The organism is Paractinoplanes toevensis (assembly GCF_018332695.1).
In the GTDB taxonomy this organism is placed as follows: Bacteria; Actinomycetota; Actinomycetes; order Mycobacteriales; family Micromonosporaceae; genus Actinoplanes; species Actinoplanes toevensis.
In genome coordinates this window covers 24,731-41,374 of the sequence record NZ_BOQN01000012.1, presented here as the reverse complement: position 1 = coordinate 41,374, position 16,644 = coordinate 24,731, and the positions used below count along the sequence as shown (strand labels likewise).

Genomic DNA, 16,644 nt, shown 5'->3' with positions numbered 1-16,644 from the left:
GGTGACCGCCCTCGCCGAGCACGGCGTGCTCACCGGCGCGGCCGCCTCGCGCGCGGCGGCGATCGCGCTGGCCGAGGTGCTCGCCACCCGGCACCTGGTCGGCGGGCGGCTGCGCCGGGTGTCGCGGGACGGCGTGGTGGGGGAGCCGGTCGGCGTGCTGGAGGACTACGGCTGCGTGGCCGAGGGGTTCCTGGCCGTGCACCAGATCACCGCGGACGGTCGCTGGCTGACCCTCGCGAAGGAGCTGCTGGACGTGGCGCTCGCGCACTTCGGCACCGGCGACGGCGGCTTCTACGACACCGCCGACGATGCGGAACGCCTGGTCACCCGCCCGGCCGATCCGACCGACAACGCCACCCCGTCGGGGCTGTCGGCGATCAGTGCGGCGCTGGTCGGTTATGCGGCGCTGGCCGGCGAGCATTCCTACCGGGCGGCCTCCGACGCGGCGCTGGAGAAGGTGGCGCCGCTGTTCGCCCAGCATCCGCGCTTCGCCGGTTACTCGGCGACCGTCGCGGAGGCGGCGCTGACCGGGCCGTACGAGATCGCCATCGCCATCGCCACCGACGACCCGGACGATCCGCTGGTGGCCGCCGCCCACCGGCACGCCCCACCGGGCACGGTGATCGTCGCCGGCCGCCCGGACCAGCCGGGCGTGCCGCTGCTCGCCGACCGCCCGCTCCGCGACGGACAGCCCACCGCGTACGTCTGTCGCGGGTTTGTCTGCGATCGGCCCCTCACCGACCCGGACGAGCTCATCACCCGTCTGGGTGCGCCCGGCTAGCCCGGGAGCGGCACGTGGTCGGTGGGAGCCGTCTGCAGGAGCCAGGCCAGCGGTGTCTGGCCGACCTCCTGATAGGCGCCGTCCGGCCCGAGACGGAACCGAGTGACGGTCTCAGCGTTGTCCCGCGCCACCGTCCAGTAGTGCGGGATGCCGGCCGACGCGTACTCCGTTGGTTTGACTGCCTTGTCGATGGCCTCGGAACCGCGCGAGATGATCTCGATGGCCAGCAGGAGGTCGGTTGTGTGAGCATAAACGGTCCCCGACGGGAGTGGCTTGGCCCAGACCGTCAGGTCGGGAATCCGGCCGCCGTCGACCTCGACTCCCGGAATTCTGATGCCGAGAACCTGCAGAAGCTGGTTGTGCGGCACGCCGGCCGCGAAGAACCAGCCCATCAGGCGACTGGCGATGATGGCGTGGTCGCTGTCGGGCGGGGGCACGACTGAGAGAACTCCTTCCGGGCTCGTCTCATATCGGCGACCAGACGTATCAGACGAAATCATGGCGGCAAGATCATCGAGCGTGATGATGGCGGGCATGTACCTTCCGACTGCTTCAGCGCTCATGAGGCGATGTTAGGGCGGCGGCGAGCTTGATCGCTTAGGCCTGTGGATAACCCTCGGCGCGGGCTGAGCTGGGGCGTCGCTAGGCTTGGCAGGCGATGGATACCCGAACCGGTCTGCCCGTAGTCGGCATGGTGGGCGGCGGCCAGCTGGCCCGGATGACCCACCAGGCTGCGATCTCCCTCGGCCAGTCACTGCGCGTGCTCAGCGTGACAGCCGACGACAGTGCCGCCCTGGTGGCCGCCGATGTGCGGATCGGCACGCACACCGATCTCGCCGCGTTGCGCGAGTTCGCCAAGGGCTGCGAAGCGGTCACCTTCGACCACGAGCATGTGCCGACCGAGCACATCGAGGCGCTCGAGGCCGACGGCGTCAAGATCTTCCCCGGCTCCAAGGCGCTGGTCTTCGCGCAGGACAAGGGGCTGATGCGGGAACGGCTCGCCGCGCTGGGCGCGCCGGTGCCGCGCTGGCGGCGCGTCACCACGGCCGCCGACATCGAAAGCTTCGCGGGCGGGTCCTGGCCGGTCGTGGCCAAGGCCACCCGAGGGGGGTACGACGGTAAGGGCGTCTGGATGCTCTCCTCGCCGGAGCAGGCCGCCGAACTGGTCGCTACCGGCACGCCGCTGATCGTCGAGGAGCGGGTGCCGTTGCGCCGGGAGCTCGCCGCCCTGGTGGCGCGGTCGCCGTTCGGGCAGGTCGCGGCCTACCCGGTGGTCGAGACCGTGCAGCAGGACGGCATCTGCGTCGAGGTGTTGGCGCCGGCGCCGGGGTTGTCCGAGGCGCGGGCGCTCGAGGCTCAGCAGCTCGCGATCGACCTGGCGAACTCGCTCGGTGTGGTCGGCCTGCTCGCCGTCGAGTTGTTCGAGATCGACGGCGGCATCGTGGTCAACGAGCTCGCGATGCGGCCGCACAACTCCGGCCACTGGACGATCGAGGGCGCCCGCACCTCCCAGTTCGAGCAGCATCTGCGGGCCGTCCTCGACTACCCGATGGGTTCGACGACGCTGACCGCCCCGGCCGTGGTGATGGCGAACGTCCTGGGTGGACAGCCCGGCGGCATCTCGATCGACGAGCGGCTGCACCACCTGTTCGCCGCCGACCCGGGCGCCCGCGTCCACCTGTACGGCAAGCAGGTCCGGCCGGGCCGCAAGATCGGGCACGTGACCGTGCTCGGCGACGACATGACCTCGGTGCGGGCTCGGGCCGTCCGCGCCGCCAAGTGGCTGCAGGAAGGCGAGTAGATGACCCCGCAGGTCGGCATCATCATGGGCAGCGATTCGGACTGGCCGACCATGGAGGCGGCGGCGGTCGCGCTGGCCGAGTTCGAGGTGCCGTTCGAGGTCGGGGTCGTCTCGGCGCACCGTACGGTGCGCAAGATGGTCGACTACGCCGAGTCGGCGGCCGGCCGGGGCATCCGGGTCATCATCGCGGGCGCGGGCGGTGCGGCCCACCTGCCGGGCATGGTGGCGGCCCTGACGCCGCTGCCGGTCGTCGGGGTGCCGGTCCCGCTCAAGCACCTCGACGGGATGGACTCGCTGCTGTCGATCGTGCAGATGCCCGCCGGGGTGCCGGTCGCGACGGTTTCCATCGGCGGCGCCCGCAACGCCGGCCTGCTGGCCGTGCGCATCCTCGGCGCCGCCGATCCGGTGCTGCGCGAGAAGATGGCCGGCTTCCAGGCGAGCCTGGAGAAGCTGGTCGCCCAGAAGGACGCGGCGCTGCGGGAGAGTCTGCTCGGCTAGGGTCGGCGTATGCGCCGCTGGGGTCTGTCGATCGGTCTGCTCGTCGTCGCCGGCCTAGCGGTCGCGTTCTCCTCGGTGATCACCGGCGCGGTGTTCGTCGTGCTGGCCGCGCTGACCTCGCCGCGAGCGTTCCCGCGATCGGTCAGCGACGCCTCGGCCCGTGAGTTGAGCGCCCAGGACGGCAGGCTGATCGTCTACTGGCGACCGGGCTGCCCCTACTGCCTGCGGCTGCGGGCCCGGGTCGGACCCTTCGCCCGCCGGGCGCACTGGGTCGACATCTGGGCCGACCCGGACGGCGCGGCCAGCGTGCGCGCCGTCACCGGCGGCGACGAGACGGTGCCCACGGTCGTCCACCACGGCGAGGGTTTCGTCAATCCGGCCCCGGCGCGGGTCCTGGAGATGCTGACGGAACGCCCGCGGTGATCCGGCCGTCCCACGTGTATGGGTCTTTCCTGGCGCTGGATGCCGCTGCTGCTCGTGGCGGCGCTGGCGGGCGGTTGTTCGGACGGTGACGACTCACCGGTTTTTCTGACCGCGCCCGCCGACTTCTGCCCGCAGGCGGGTGTCTCGGCCGGTCCTGAGCGGGAGCCGCTCGCCGCCGACTTCGTGCCGGTCTCGGCGGTCGCCTGCAACTACGACATCCTGATCGGGTCGAGAGCCTCGCCCGGCACCGGCGGCCGGTGGGTTGCCGCGCGGCGCGCGACCGGTTCGCTGGACGGGTTGGTCGCGGCGCTCCGGACGCCGCCGCCCACCGGCGGCTCGGACGACGATGTCTGCATGGCCATGTATCAGGTGCCGGTGTTCGTGGCGCTGACCGACGCGAACGGCCGGACCGTGCTGCCGGCCGTCCCGGGCACACCCTGCGGTTTTCGACTCGGTGCCGTGGACACCGCCATCGAGGCGCTGACCTGGACCGAAATCCGGTGAGGCGTCAGCGGAGGCGGACCAGGGCGTCTCGCAGGCCCTCTCGGGTGCGGCGGCGGTTTTCGTTGGTGGCGCCGAAGATCAGCAGGATCAGGCCGACCGGGAGCAGGACCAGCCAGGGGCCGACCAGGGTCACGGCGAAGTGGACGGCGGCGAAGACCGTTGCCACCGCGCCCACCACCACCGGGGCCTGCTGGCGGTAGGTCGAGCCGACGATCAGCGTGGCCACCGCGCCCAGCAGAAGACACACCTCGCGCAGGTCGCCGCCGTCGCCGGCCAGAACGATGCCGATGGTGGGGACGAACGCCGCCAGCAGCGCCGGGCCGTAGGCGGCCCAGCTGCTCAACTCCGCGCGGGTGCGGGACTCGACCACGCCGACCGCCAGCGCCAGCGCGGCGAACGGCAGCGTGTAGGCCTCCGGGAGGCCCACGTCGGCCAGGGCGATGAACATCCACCAGCCGACGATCTCGAAGCCGATGGCCAGCCAGAACAGCAGGCGCCGCTGGTTGGTCGACCGGCCGGTGCGGGACGCCGCCAGGCCCAGGACGGCACCCCACGCGGCCAGCAGCGCGGCCAGGTGGGCGGGCGCGTCGTAGGCGAGGGCGCCGGCCAGGACCGCCGAGGTGTAGCCGGCCCATTCGACGGTGGTCGCCTCGGGGCGGTAGTGCGGCAGGCCCATCCGGGGGACCGCGGCCTCGATGATGAGCAGGGCCGCGCCCACCCCGAGGACGCCGAACGCTGCCCAGGAGCGCTCCATGCCGGCGGCGATCGCGACGGTCAGGACGAAGAGCTGAGCCATGACCGCGGCGAACAACCAGCCCAGGACCCGGGCGATCTGCGAGCGGCCGGCCAGGGCGGCCACCAGGCCGACGCCGACCGCGCTGCCCAGGGTGAACAGGGTCATCTTCTGCTGGGCGAGGCTTCCGGCCAGGCCCGCGTTGCCGGCCAGCAGGCCGATCACGAAGACGATGTTGCGAACCGTACGGAGCATCGAGGCCCGCGCCGCCGCCGGTGGCGGGGTGAGGGCCAGGCCCAGCATCGAGATGGTGAAGACGAGCAGGGCCGCGGTGGTCGCCGCCGGGAACGGGAAGCGCAGCGCGATCGGGGTGATCAGCAGGGTGATGGCGATGCCGGGCAGGATCACCGGCACCGACTCGGACGCCTTGCCGCCGAAGCCGATCGCGGCCAGCGCCGCGGCGCCGGTCAGCAGGACGATGGCCAGCACGCTGGTGCCGTCCACGTAGCCGGAGGACGGCTGGGAGAGGGCGAGGATCGGGCCGTCCCAGATGTGCTGGATCTGCTGGAGCGGGTCGACCAGGGCGGCCCGCAGCGCCGGCGCGATCGAGAAGAGCGCCAGCACCGTCGGGACCAGCGCCAGGACCACGGCGCTGGTGGCCGGGTCGACCAGCCAGCGGCCGCGCAGGCCGCTCGGACGCATGCTCGTCCAGCGCTGGGACTCGTAGCGGGAACCGGACCAGTAGCGGTTGCGGGCGACGGTGAGGCCGGGGGCGGGGGTGGCGCCGCGCAGCAGCTCGGCCATCACGCCGAGCAGGGCGGCGGCCGCCGCGTATAGAGCGGTGGAGTAGGGGGTGGGGATCGACGCGAACGCGGTGCAGGTCGCGCCGAGCACCAGGCCGACCGTGGCCCACGGCAGGTATTGCGGGATCTTGCGGGCGATCACGCCCAGCACGGCCAGGCTGAGCGCCGACGCGGCCAGTGCCGCGGTGAGCACCACCTGGGCGTCGTTGCCCTGGTCGGCGGCGAGACCGGCGAACACGCCGGGCAGGGCCAGCAGCACCGCACCGGTGGCGGCGCCGCCGATCTGGGCGCGGTGCCGGGGCATGCCGGTGTCGTCGCGGGCCAGGTCGGCCTCGGTGACCGCGGACGACCAGAAGCGGCCGGGCGGTGCGGCGTCGTCCTCGGTCGCCGACACCGACACCGGGGTGCGGGCCATCACCGCGGTCAGGGCGCCCACCATCACGATGAGCAGCATTGCCAGGGCGGTGGACCATGGGCGGGCCAGGCCCGCGCCGGCCGCGTGCAGAAGCACGGCGGCGGCCGCGGCCGCGCGGCAGATGGCGGCGCGCGGGTCGGTGGCGGCCACGGCGGCCATCGCGTACGCCACCGCTACCGCACCGCCGACCAGCAGCGGGGACCACCAGGGCAGGCCGAGCGCGAACGGGGCACCGATCGCGGCCAGGGCGCCCGCGCCCGCGGACATCGCGTACGACCAGGGGCGCGGGGCGGCGAAACCGGCCGCGATGGCCAGTACGACCAGCGCGAACGGTGCCTGCCAGGCGCCCGGCTCCGAGGTGGTCGGGTATTGGCTCAGGTCGGCCGCCCACACCGGGCCGTGCAGGGTCAGCACCCGCAGGCCACCGGCCAGGGCCTGGTAGCCCGCGATCAGGCCGACCACGGCACCGGCGGCGGCCAGGCCGCGGGCGGGACCGCGGCGCCAGTCGTCGGGCAGCACCGCCACGCCGAGCGCGACGATCAGCACGACCACGCCGGCCACCGCGAGCGGGGCGTTCGGGAAGGCCAGGGCGAACACCCGGGCCAGGGCACCGCAGATCGCCACGGTGGCGGCGGCCGCCGCGACGTCGGGGCCGTCCAGGACGCGGTCGCTGCGCCGGCCGTTGTCGATCGACTTGGCGAAGAACAGCAGGCCGGCCGCGACCAGCAGCAGTGCGCCCACCCAGATGTCGGGCGGGGTGGCGCCCGGGGCCAGCAGGGCGGCGACGGCCAGCGCGACCGCGCCGAGGCCGGTGCCCGCGGTCAGCGGGACACTCACCTCGCGGCGGGCCACCTGGAACACGGCCGCGTAGCTGAGGGTGGCGGCCACCGCCAGGAAGCCGACGGCCAGCGCCGGCACGGTCACCGACTCGGTGGGGGGCGGCCCGTTGCCGGAGTCGGAGACGGCCAGCGCGGCCGTCACCGCGGCGCCGGGCAGGGCGAGGGCGGCGGCGCCGGAGGCCCAGTCGCCGATCATCCACGCGTACAGCCGGAACGGGATCTGGCGGGCCGCGACGGCGATCATCACGCCCGCGCCGGCCAGGGCGGTCAGCGCCGCCGCGGTCAGCCAGGACGCGCTGAGAGCGGCGCCCGCGCCGAACAGGCCGACCGTGCCGGCCGCGGCGACGTGCGTGATGGCGACGCGGCGGGTGTCGGCGGCCAGGCCGGCCGCGCCGATCGCGATCGCGGCCAGCACCAGCGGCCACGGCGCCTCGGACCAGCGCAGACCCAGCGAGGCGGGCACCGACAGTGCGGTCAGGGCCACGCCGATCACCGCGCCCTCGTGGCGCACGCTGCGCGGCAGGGCCAGCGCGGCGGCGAACGTGACCAGCAGCGCACTGAACGCCAGCAGCCAGCCGGCATCGCCGGCCGCCTCGGCGATCCGATGCGCGTAGTTCGCGGTGTCGGCGTGCCAGACCGGGCGGGCCGCCTGAAGCGGGGCCAGGGCGGCCCGCAGGCCGGCCAGGGTGAGGAAGACGCTGATGATCGCCAGCGCTACCGCCGACGCGATCTCCGGTCCGACCCGGATCGCCGGCGGGAGCAGCCCGACCAGGGCGCCGATGACGGCGATCGTGGCCGCGGCCACCACCAGGGTCCAGCGCGGCGAGACCACGTCGGCGATCCGGGCGGTCGAGCCGATCAGGGCCAGGGTCAGCACACCGCCGGCGATGTTGAGGGCCAGCAGGTTTTTCAGCAGGCGCGCGGCGGCCAGGGCGGCCAGCGCGGCGAGCACCAGGACCAGGCCGGAGCGCAGTGCGTCGGGCACCACCTCGGCCTGCAGCAGCGCCACCGCGGAGTAGAGCAGGGCGCCCGCGCTGGCCACGCAGAGCAGCGCGAACGTGATCTCGCGCAGCCAGTCGGCGGACGGCGGGGCGGCGGGCGGGGCCACCGGCACCGAGCCGGCGGCCGGTGCGCCGGCCGGGCGCGGGCCGGGGAAGATGCGGGTGGGCAGCCACCGCCAGCGACGCCGGCCGGTCATCCCCTGCAGGATCAGGTCCGGTTCCTCGGGCAGCGACTCGGGGCGCGGCGGGGCGTCGGCGGCGAAATCGGCCGCACCGGCCGCGTAGGCGTCCTGGTCGCCGGGCGCCATGCCCTCCCGGTCGGCGGCGACCGGGCGGTTGACCGGCCACTGCGGCACCAGCCGGCCGCTGCTGATCACCGTGGTGAGCAGCATGAGGTCGAGCACGGCGACCACGGTCAGGGCCATGCCCCAGCCGGCCGGGCTCTGGATCGCCGGGTACGCCAGGAGTAGCGGCACCGGCTGCAACGCGATCACCGTGGCGTACCGGGGCGCGCTCAGCTTGGTCACGGTCGCGTAGAGGAAGCTCGCCACCGAGGTGACCGCGAAACTGATGCCCAGATAGAGCGGGGCCGGGACGCCGGTGCCGCCGGCGAGGGCACTGCCGTGCAGCGCCCACAGCGTCATCGGCAGCAGCACGAGGCCGACACCGGCCACCGTCTCGGCTGTCGAGCTCAGGTCGCGTCGGGCGATGCCGGGGGCCACCACCAGCGCGATCGCGGTGAAGACGGCGAGGATCACGGCGCGGGCGAACGGGTTGCTGACCGCCACCCCGGCGAACACCACGGCGGCCACACCGATCAGCAGCGCGCCCAGCGCGAGCGTGATGTTCTGCACGGACTGGGTGGACGCCTCCGGCGGATGCGCGTGCGGGTGCTGCTCGCCGCCGGTGAACCCGGCCCGGCGCGGCGGTGGGCCGATCCGCTCGGTCGGCGGCGGATCGTCGAGCAGCGTGGTCACGCCGTCGGTGGCGACGCCGGGCGGGCCGGAGTGGGCGGAACCGGAGGGCGCCCAGTCGGGGCGCGGGCCGGTGGCGCGGGGCCGGCCGGGGGCCGGCGGTGGTGCACCGGCCGGCCGGGCGCCGGGCGCGGGCGGCGGAGCGTCCTCCACCCGGGTGCTGCCGGGCGGGGGCGGCGGAGTCTCGGCGGTGGCCTGGCCGGGCGGCGGCGGCGGAGTTTCGGCGGTGAAGCGGCCGGGAGGCGGCGGCGGAGCCTCGGCGGTGAAGCGGCCGGGCGGCGGCGGGGTCTCGGCGGTGACACGGCCGGACGGCGGCGGGGCCGAGAACTCCTCGGCGGGCCGGCGGCGGCGCTTGGTGCGGGCCGCCTTCTTCGCCTTGGCCTGCTGGTTGGCGTGGGACAGGATGTCCCGCTGGAACTGCGCCGCCTGGATCTTGGCGGCGATGTTCGTACGCTCCTTGGCCGCGGCCATATCGCGGATCTTCAGTTCCGCGATGGAGGCCTCGATCCGGGCCAGCTCCTCGTCGTAGCTGTCGGACTGTCCAGCCTGCGCCACGGCACCTCCTCGACCCCCGCGGGCATTTCCAGTCATCCGGGGATGACTAGAGCATGCCGGTACGACACCTCATTAGAACAGGCTCATGCGGGCGGAGATCTATGGAAACGGGCGCGAAACGCCGCCGACCTTGTTACGCGGGTGGGCGACCCATCCCCCGATAGGTCCACCCGGCCCGGGACCACTGGGCCGGATCCAGGCAATTCCGGCCGTCGATGATCCGGCGGGCCGCGACCAGGCCGCCGAGCAGGACGGGGTCGGCGTTGCGGAACTCGGCCCACTCGGTGGCGACCACCACCAGCGCGACGTCCGCGACGGCGGCGTCGAGAGTCGGCGCGTAGGTGAGGTGCGGTTGCGCGCGGCGGGCGTTCTCCATGGCCTGCGGGTCGTACACCCGAACCTGCGCACCGGCCGCCGCCAGCGCCGCCGCGGCCGCGAGACTGGGCGCGTCCCGTACGTCATCGGAATTGGGCTTGAACGCCGCGCCCAGCACCGCCACCGTCGTGCCGGAAAGGTTCGGCCCGGCCGGGCCGGACGGCCGTTCCAGCAGCTCGGCCGCCATCTGCAGCACCCGGCCCCGGCGCCGGGTGTTGATCAGATCGACCTCGTGCAGGAAGCGCACCGCCTCGCCGGCGCCCAGTTCCTGCGCCCGGGCCTGGAAGGCCCGGATGTCCTTGGGGAGGCAGCCGCCGCCGAAACCGAGCCCGGCCTGCAGGAACCGGTTGCCGATCCGCGGGTCGTAGCCGATCGCCCGGGCCAGCTGGGTGACGTCGGCGCCGGCGACCTCGCAGACCTCGGCCATCGCGTTGATGAAGCTGATCTTCGTGGCCAGGAACGCGTTCGCGGCCACCTTGACCAGCTCGGCCGTCGCGAAATCGGTCACTACCAGCGGAACGTCGCGGTCCTCGGTGGCGGCCAGGTCGAAGACGCCCTTGTGAGCGGCCCGGAACAGCTCGTTGGCCCACTCCGACCGGATGCCGGCCACGATCCGATTGGGCCGGAGCACGTCCTCGACGGCGTACCCCTCCTGGAGGAACTCCGGCGACCAGGCCACCTCGACGCCCAGCGCGGGGTCGATCAGCTTGGCGACCAGCTGTTCCACCCAGGTAGCCGTGCCGACCGGCACGGTCGATTTGCCGACGATCAAGGCCCGGCGGCGTAACAGCGGGGCGAGATTGGTGACGGCGCTTTCGACGTACGTCAGGTCGGCGCTCATGCCGTCCGCTCGCTGTGGCGTGCCCACGCAGATGAAGTGCACGTCGGCGAACTCGGCGGCCTCCTCGTAGGAGGTGCTGAAGCGCAACCGCCCGGCGGCCAGGTTGCGGCGCAGCAGGTCGTCGAGGCCGGGCTCGTGGAACGGCACCCGGCCGGACGCCAGCGTGGCTATCTTGACGTCGTCGACGTCGACGCCGAGAACCTCGTATCCGAGCTCGGCGAAGCAGATGGCGTACGTCGCGCCCAGATAGCCGGTACCCAGGAACGACAGGCGGGGAAGTGTCACATCCCGGTTAACGATCCGGCCTCTGGTGGGCGAGCGCTACGCGCCAGTAACATAGCGGCGGGGAATCGCCGATGGAAAGGGCCACCGTCATGTCTGAGTTCGACGTCTACCGGCTGCCGGAGGACCACGAGACCATCCGCGCCGCGGTGCGCGAGGTCTGCGACGCGCGAGTGGCGCCCAACGCCGCCGAGGCCGACGAGACCGGCGAGTTCCCCAAGGCGTCCTACGACGCCCTCCGCGCCTCCGACTTCCACGCCCCGCACATCCCCGTCGAGTACGGCGGTGCCGGCGCGGACGCCCTGGCCACCGCGATCGTGATCGAGGAGGTGGCACGGGCCTGTGCCTCGTCGTCGCTGATCCCCGCGGTCAACAAGCTCGGCTCGCTGCCGCTGATTCTCTCCGGCTCGGACGAGATCAAGCAGGCCTACCTGCCGAAGGTCGCCTCCGGCGAGGCGATGTTCTCCTACTGCCTGTCCGAGCCCGAGGCCGGCTCGGACGCCGCCTCGATGACCACGCGGGCCGTGCGCGACGGTGACTTCTGGGTGCTCAACGGCGTCAAGCGGTGGATCACCAACGCCGGCGTCTCCGAGTTCTACACGGTGTTCGCGGTGACCGACCCTTCCTTGCGGTCTCGGGGGATCTCCGCTTTCGTCGTGGAGAAGTCGGATGAGGGCGTCTCGTTCGGGGCGCCGGAGAAGAAGCTCGGCATCAAGGGCTCGCCGACCCGAGAGGTCTACTTCGACAACGTACGCATCCCGGCCAGCCGGATCATCGGCGCCGAGGGCACCGGCTTCGCGACCGCCATGCAGACGCTCGACCACACCCGGGTCACCATCGCGGCCCAGGCCATCGGCATCGCCCAGGGCGCGCTCGACTTCGCCAAGGGCTACGTCAAGGAGCGCAAGCAGTTCGGCAAGTCGATCGCCGACTTCCAGGGCATCCAGTTCATGCTGGCCGACATGGGCATGAAGCTCGAGGCGGCGCGGCAGCTGACCTACGCGGCGGCCGGCAAGAGCGAGCGCAACGACCCCGACCTGACCTACTTCGGCGCGGCGGCGAAATGCTTCGCCTCCGACGCCGCCATGGAGATCACCACCGACGCGGTCCAGCTCCTCGGCGGGTACGGCTACACCCGCGACTACCCGGTCGAGCGCATGATGCGCGACGCCAAGATCACCCAGATCTACGAGGGTACGAACCAGGTCCAGCGCATCGTGATGGCGCGGCAACTCCTGAAGGACTGATTCTCGACAGACTCGTCGCTGCTCACCGACCAGGATCGTGCTGAGCGGGCTCAGCACCGACTGAGCAGGCTGGATACGCTGAGTCGGTGAAGATCGACGAGGTTGCGCTCGAGGCCGGGGGATACGGGTTCCGGGTTCGGGCCTATCGGCCGACGGCTCCGGGCGGGACTGCGCTGGTCTGGATGCACGGCGGGGCGTTCATGTTCGGCGACCTCGACATGCCGGAGGCTGATCAGGTCGGGCGGGAGCTGGCCGAGCGTGGGGTCGCGGTGGTGTCGGTGGATTACACGCTGGCGCCGCTCGACGCGGTTCCGCTGCTGATGCCGCCCGGTGGGCCGGGGCCTGATGCGCCGCTGCCTCCGCCGCCCGTCTCGGACGCTCCGCGGGCTCGCTTTCCGGTGGCGTCGTTGCAGGTCGTGGCCGCGTTCGACTGGGCCGTCGCGACCGCGGGGCCGCTCGGTGCGGACCCGGGACGGGTGTCGATCGGGGGTGCCAGCGCGGGTGGCAACCTGGCCGCCGGCGCGGCGATGCGGCTGCGGGACCGGGACGGCGTACGGCCGGCTTCGGTTTTCCTGGTTTATCCGGTGTTGCATGCCGACGTGCCGGAAGCCGATGAGGAGCTGGGGGCGATGCTGGCGGGGCCGCCGGCGTTCCTGACGTTCCCGCCGGCGGCGATGAAGGCGATCAACGAGAACTATGCCGGCGGGTCACTGGACGATCCGTATGTCTACCCGGCGGGTCATGGTCTGCGTGGGCTTTCCCCGACGTACATCATCAATGCGGAAGCGGACCGCCTGCGCATGTCCGGCGAGGGTTTTGCCGCCGAGCTGGCCTTGGCCGGCGTCGACGTGACGGTGGTCCGGGAGCGGGGGACCGCGCACGGCTATCTCAACGAGACCGGTGACCCGGCCGCGATCCGCACGATCGAGCGCCTCACGGCCTGGCTGCGCTGACCCCGCGGGCGAGATGCCGGGTGGCCTGTTCCACCCGGTTCCGGCCGTTCGCCTTGGCCACGTAAAGCGCCTGGTCGGCGTCGTCGATCAGGCTCACCGGGCAGCGGTAACCGTCGCCGGCGGCCACTCCGGCACTGAAGGTCACCGCGACGTCGGCGTCGTTGACCCGCATCGGCGTCGACGCGACCGCGTGCCGCAGGCCGTCCACCCAGGCCGTCGCCTCCCCAGCGGACAGGCCGTGCAGCAGCAGCGCGAACTCCTCGCCGCCGTAGCGGGCGGCCACGTCACCCGGTCGTAGCGTGCTGATCAACCGGCTTGCCACGTTGACCAGCACGTCGTCGCCGGTGTTGTGGCCGTACTCATCGTTGATCTTCTTGAAGAAGTCGATGTCCAGCAGCACGAAGGTGAACCCGGTTCCGCCCTCCAGCGCCGAGGCCAGCTCGGTCATCAGATGCCGGCGGTTGTAGAGGCCGGTCAGGTAGTCCCGGGCGGCCTGCTCGGCCAGGCTGGCCTGCAGTGCCTCGATCGTGGCGAGCTGCATGCGCAGCTGCTCGGTCTGCCGGGTCTGCTCGGTGATGTCGTGGGCGACCAGGATGGAACCGGCCGGCTCACCGTTGCGGCTGAGCAGCGGGCTCACCCGGACGTTGAGGTCCATGCCGACACCGCGCACGTTGCGCAGGACGTAATCGCCCTCGGCGTTCTCGGGCAGCTGGCTCAGCAGCACCTCGATGTTGCGGGCCACGTCGTCGTCGGAGATCCCGAGCCGGGCGAGCAGGCCGGCCGCCGCCGGGTTGGCCTCGACGAGCCGGTGCGCGGGGTCGATGACCAGGACCGGGTCGGTCATGTTCTGGAAGACCTCGCGGTGCACCACCGGGGCGAGCGCCGGCGTGGAGTGCCGGGCCACCCAGTACATGGTCGGGGCGCTCAGCGCGAAGCCGCACGCGGTCAGGTCGACGAGGCGCCCACCGGCCAGGATGCCGGTCAGGTTGATCACCGACGCGGGGAGGAGCGCGATGATCGCGAGCAGGTAGCCGCGGTACCGGCCGGTCTGCCGGATGTACATCCGGAACACCGTGACCGCCGAGATCACGACCAGGACGTAGCAGTAGACGGTGTGCACCCAGAACAGCGGGCCGAACGTCGCGGCGTAGGCGCCGTCGATCGCGGTGGGCTGGACGTGCTCGATGAACAGGTGATGCCAGGGGTTGGTGATGATCGCGATCGTGGCCAGCGCCGGTTCGATGCTCAGCAGGAGCGCACTGCGCCGATCGAGCCGCCAGAACCGGTTCGTCAGCGCGCGAGAGGTCGCCCACCAGCCGCCCACCACCAGGTAGACGCCGGGGTACAGCAGCGAGATGGCCACCATCACCACGGTGGGGTCGCGACTGAACAGCGGAATCGTGGTGGCCAGCGACCACCAGGTCGCGCCGGCGGCGATCGCGGCGATGGCGGCGAAACCGGCGCCCTCGCGCCGGCGCCGCCACGCGATCACCGTGAGGGACGCCGCGATGAGGATGGCGACGGCGAACAGCGCCGCCATTGCCAGTGTTGCCATGCCCCGGCCTATCGGCCAACCGTCTCGCACCTTTAGTGAAACCGAGCCCGCTCATCCCATCTCGCGAACTGGGCGCGCGCCTGGCGTTCGCCGCGGGCCAGCAGGAGCTTCCGGCCGCCCGGCAGGCGACCGAGGCCCTGGCTGACCAGCAGGTTCGCCGCCACCCGGGTCAGGCCGTACCACGGGAGGCGATAGGGGAGGCCCAGGTCGCGCATGGCGTGCCGGCCCAGCAGCCAGGTGCTCACCGAGAGGGCGCGCTCGCGCTCCCACCGATCGTCCGTCATCTCGATCAGGGCCCTGGCCAGGGCGACCGAGTTGGCGTCGGGCGGCGGGTCGTTCGAGAGGAAGTGGTACAGCAGGCGACGGCCCGCCCGCTCGGTGCGCGGAAGCCAGGCGTCTTCGACGCCCATCAACCAGCCGACGTACGACCACAGGTGCATCACCGCCGCGGCGTCCGGGCCGGAGACGCGTACGCCGAGCAGGCGCAGATGCATCAGGAAGCTGGTGCTGAACACGCCCAGGGTGCTGGCCTGGTCGTACTGGTTGATGGGCATGCCGCGCCCGGACCAGTCCCAGGTCGGGTCGGCCTCCAGCTGGGCGTTGACCAGGGCGTGCATGACCCGCACGTGGATGGAGAGCCGGAACCCCTCGCCGTCGGGGGCGAGGCCGCCGGGCGCGGTCACCGCGCGCCACCAGATCGACGTCTCCTTGATCCGGCGCAGGGTCTCGCCGCCGGTCAGCCGGCCGGTGCGGACCAGCGGCTCAAGGGCGGCCGCCGTGCGGTAGCCGCCGAGCAGCGAACCGTAGGCCAGGACCAGGCCGGCGTCCATCCCGAAGGCGCGGCAGGCCTCGGCCCCGCGGGCCAGCAGCCGGTCGTCGACCCACGCCGGCCGCTGCGTGACCAGGTCGAAGAACGACCGGAACGGCTCGGGGGCGTCGGCGGTGGGTCCGGCGGCGAGGGCCCGGTGCAGGTCGCGGATGGCCAGGCCGGGCGTTTCGCGTACGGCGTTGACCAGCGCCGCGGCCGGCTCGTCCCGTCGGGTCAGGCCGGTCCGCAGGGCGGCCAGCTCGTCCTCGGTCGGCCGGGCTCCCGGTCCCGCGAAGATCCGCAGCGGGCGGGCGGCCTTCTCACTCCACCGCTTGTCGGCGGCGAAGCGGGTGGGCGTGGTCATACCTCGACGATAAGCTCCGCCCGGTGCCGGACCCACTCGGCCGGTTGTCCTGATGCAATTTGCATACTTGAATGGGCGGATGGCTTACGGGTGGGTGCCGGAAGGTGTCGATATAACCGTCCCGGATGCGTCGCGGGTCTACGACTACGCGCTCGGCGGGGTGCACAACTTCGCGGTCGACCGGGACTTCTGGCATCGGGCCGAGGCCGCGTTTCCCGAGGCCGGGCTGGTGGCGCGGACCAATCGGGCGTTCCTCGGGCGGGCCGTGCGGTGGCTCGCCGAGGCCGGAGTGCGGCAGTTCCTGGACATCGGGTCGGGCATTCCGACGCTCGGAAACGTGCACGAGGTGGCACAGGAGGCCAACCCGGCAGCCCGGGTGATGTATGTGGATATTGATCCGATCGCCGTGCAGCAGAGCCGCAGCCTTCTCGCCGACAACCCCTACGCCCGGGTGATCGAGGGCGATCTGCGCGACCCGGAGACGATTCTCTACCACCCGGATGTGCTGCAACTGCTGGATTTCGCCGAGCCGGTCGCGGTGCTGACCGTCGCCGTCCTGCATTTCGTCCCCGACTCGGCCGACCCGGCCGGCATCATGAAGCGGCTCGGCGACGCGATGGTGTCGGGCAGCTACCTGGTGGTCTCGCACCTCGGGCCGGAGGTCACCCCGGCGGGACGGGAGCTGCAGGAACGCGCGCGAAAGCTGTACGAACGCACACCCACTCCGGTGGTGATCCGCGATGCCGCGGAGGTCACCGAGTTGATCGGGTCCGACTTCGAGATCGTTCCGCCCGGGGTGGTGGGTGCGGCCGACTGGCATCCCGATCCCGACGAGGCGGACGATCCGCCGCAGCCGACGGCGCTGGTGGCCGTGGCTCGCAAGCGCTGAGGG

At 72.6% G+C, this 16,644-nt stretch carries 13 protein-coding genes; 8 read left to right on the top strand and 5 right to left on the bottom strand.

Annotation, left to right across the window (positions count from 1 at the left end):
• Window positions 1–781 (top strand): YyaL domain-containing protein (locus tag Ato02nite_RS05435; RefSeq protein WP_498371280.1); only part of this gene is annotated, 781 nt, incomplete at its 5' end.
• Here the strand turns inward: Ato02nite_RS05435 and Ato02nite_RS05430 are convergent.
• Window positions 778–1,317, bottom strand: a complete 540-nt coding sequence (locus Ato02nite_RS05430; RefSeq protein ID WP_246606142.1) for a Uma2 family endonuclease — start codon at window positions 1,315–1,317, stop codon at window positions 778–780. The genes Ato02nite_RS05435 and Ato02nite_RS05430 overlap by 4 nt on opposite strands.
• Window positions 1,318–1,439: 122 nt before the next feature.
• Here Ato02nite_RS05430 and Ato02nite_RS05425 point away from each other — a divergent pair, with 122 nt between their 5' ends.
• The 4 genes from Ato02nite_RS05425 to Ato02nite_RS05410 are packed head-to-tail and all read left to right on the top strand — an operon-like array spanning window position 1,440 to window position 4,007.
• Window positions 1,440–2,582: a 5-(carboxyamino)imidazole ribonucleotide synthase gene (locus Ato02nite_RS05425; RefSeq protein WP_213005260.1), complete on the top strand. Its 1,143-nt coding sequence runs from the start codon at window positions 1,440–1,442 to the stop codon at window positions 2,580–2,582.
• A complete protein-coding gene (purE, locus tag Ato02nite_RS05420; RefSeq protein ID WP_213005259.1) occupies window positions 2,583–3,080 on the top strand; it encodes a 5-(carboxyamino)imidazole ribonucleotide mutase in 498 nt (165 codons plus the stop codon).
• Between the two features lie 9 nt (window positions 3,081–3,089).
• Window positions 3,090–3,503, top strand: coding sequence for a glutaredoxin domain-containing protein (locus Ato02nite_RS05415; RefSeq protein ID WP_213005258.1), 414 nt, complete (start codon window positions 3,090–3,092; stop codon window positions 3,501–3,503).
• Window positions 3,504–3,542: 39 nt separating this feature from the next.
• Window positions 3,543–4,007: a hypothetical protein gene (locus tag Ato02nite_RS05410; RefSeq protein ID WP_213005257.1), complete on the top strand. Its 465-nt coding sequence runs from the start codon at window positions 3,543–3,545 to the stop codon at window positions 4,005–4,007.
• A 4-nt stretch (window positions 4,008–4,011) separates the two neighbouring features.
• On the opposite strand, the gene Ato02nite_RS05405 is transcribed toward Ato02nite_RS05410, so the two are convergent.
• Together Ato02nite_RS05405 and Ato02nite_RS05400 are read right to left on the bottom strand one after the other, a co-directional pair.
• The gene (locus Ato02nite_RS05405) at window positions 4,012–9,327 is read right to left on the bottom strand and encodes an SCO7613 C-terminal domain-containing membrane protein (RefSeq protein WP_213005256.1); all 5,316 of its coding nucleotides are present in this window, start codon (window positions 9,325–9,327) and stop codon (window positions 4,012–4,014) included.
• A gap of 133 nt (window positions 9,328–9,460) precedes the next feature.
• On the bottom strand, window positions 9,461–10,828 hold the full coding sequence (locus Ato02nite_RS05400) for a UDP-glucose dehydrogenase family protein (RefSeq protein WP_246606141.1): 1,368 nt from the start codon (window positions 10,826–10,828) through the stop codon (window positions 9,461–9,463).
• An 89-nt stretch (window positions 10,829–10,917) separates the two neighbouring features.
• Here Ato02nite_RS05400 and Ato02nite_RS05395 point away from each other — a divergent pair, with 89 nt between their 5' ends.
• Both Ato02nite_RS05395 and Ato02nite_RS05390 read left to right on the top strand, forming a co-directional pair.
• Window positions 10,918–12,072, top strand: coding sequence for an acyl-CoA dehydrogenase family protein (locus Ato02nite_RS05395; protein ID WP_213005255.1), 1,155 nt, complete (start codon window positions 10,918–10,920; stop codon window positions 12,070–12,072).
• A gap of 86 nt (window positions 12,073–12,158) precedes the next feature.
• Window positions 12,159–13,025, top strand: coding sequence for an alpha/beta hydrolase fold domain-containing protein (locus Ato02nite_RS05390; RefSeq protein ID WP_246606138.1), 867 nt, complete (start codon window positions 12,159–12,161; stop codon window positions 13,023–13,025).
• Here the strand turns inward: Ato02nite_RS05390 and Ato02nite_RS05385 are convergent.
• Both Ato02nite_RS05385 and Ato02nite_RS05380 read right to left on the bottom strand, forming a co-directional pair.
• Window positions 13,006–14,580 (bottom strand): GGDEF domain-containing protein, encoded by a 1,575-nt coding sequence (locus Ato02nite_RS05385; RefSeq protein ID WP_213005254.1) that lies wholly within the window; start codon window positions 14,578–14,580, stop codon window positions 13,006–13,008. The genes Ato02nite_RS05390 and Ato02nite_RS05385 overlap by 20 nt on opposite strands.
• Window positions 14,581–14,612: 32 nt before the next feature.
• The gene (locus Ato02nite_RS05380; RefSeq protein ID WP_213005253.1) at window positions 14,613–15,752 is read right to left on the bottom strand and encodes an oxygenase MpaB family protein; all 1,140 of its coding nucleotides are present in this window, start codon (window positions 15,750–15,752) and stop codon (window positions 14,613–14,615) included.
• A 79-nt stretch (window positions 15,753–15,831) separates the two neighbouring features.
• Between Ato02nite_RS05380 and Ato02nite_RS05375 the strand changes: the two genes are divergently transcribed.
• A complete protein-coding gene (locus Ato02nite_RS05375) occupies window positions 15,832–16,641 on the top strand; it encodes an SAM-dependent methyltransferase (protein WP_213005252.1) in 810 nt (269 codons plus the stop codon).
• Window positions 16,642–16,644 lie beyond the last annotated feature (3 nt).

What these genes read in the sequence shown, in the direction of transcription:
- Ato02nite_RS05430 (WP_246606142.1), bottom strand. Translation starts at nt 1,317, where the DNA reads ATGCCCGCCATCATCACGCTCGATGATCTTGCCGCCATGATTTCGTCT.
- Ato02nite_RS05425 (WP_213005260.1), top strand. Translation starts at nt 1,440, where the DNA reads ATGGATACCCGAACCGGTCTGCCCGTAGTCGGCATGGTGGGCGGCGGC.
- purE (WP_213005259.1), top strand. Translation starts at nt 2,583, where the DNA reads ATGACCCCGCAGGTCGGCATCATCATGGGCAGCGATTCGGACTGGCCG.
- Ato02nite_RS05415 (WP_213005258.1), top strand. Translation starts at nt 3,090, where the DNA reads ATGCGCCGCTGGGGTCTGTCGATCGGTCTGCTCGTCGTCGCCGGCCTA.
- Ato02nite_RS05410 (WP_213005257.1), top strand. Translation starts at nt 3,543, where the DNA reads ATGCCGCTGCTGCTCGTGGCGGCGCTGGCGGGCGGTTGTTCGGACGGT.
- Ato02nite_RS05395 (WP_213005255.1), top strand. Translation starts at nt 10,918, where the DNA reads ATGTCTGAGTTCGACGTCTACCGGCTGCCGGAGGACCACGAGACCATC.
- Ato02nite_RS05385 (WP_213005254.1), bottom strand. Translation starts at nt 14,580, where the DNA reads ATGGCAACACTGGCAATGGCGGCGCTGTTCGCCGTCGCCATCCTCATC.
- Ato02nite_RS05380 (WP_213005253.1), bottom strand. Translation starts at nt 15,752, where the DNA reads ATGACCACGCCCACCCGCTTCGCCGCCGACAAGCGGTGGAGTGAGAAG.
- Ato02nite_RS05375 (WP_213005252.1), top strand. Translation starts at nt 15,832, where the DNA reads ATGGCTTACGGGTGGGTGCCGGAAGGTGTCGATATAACCGTCCCGGAT.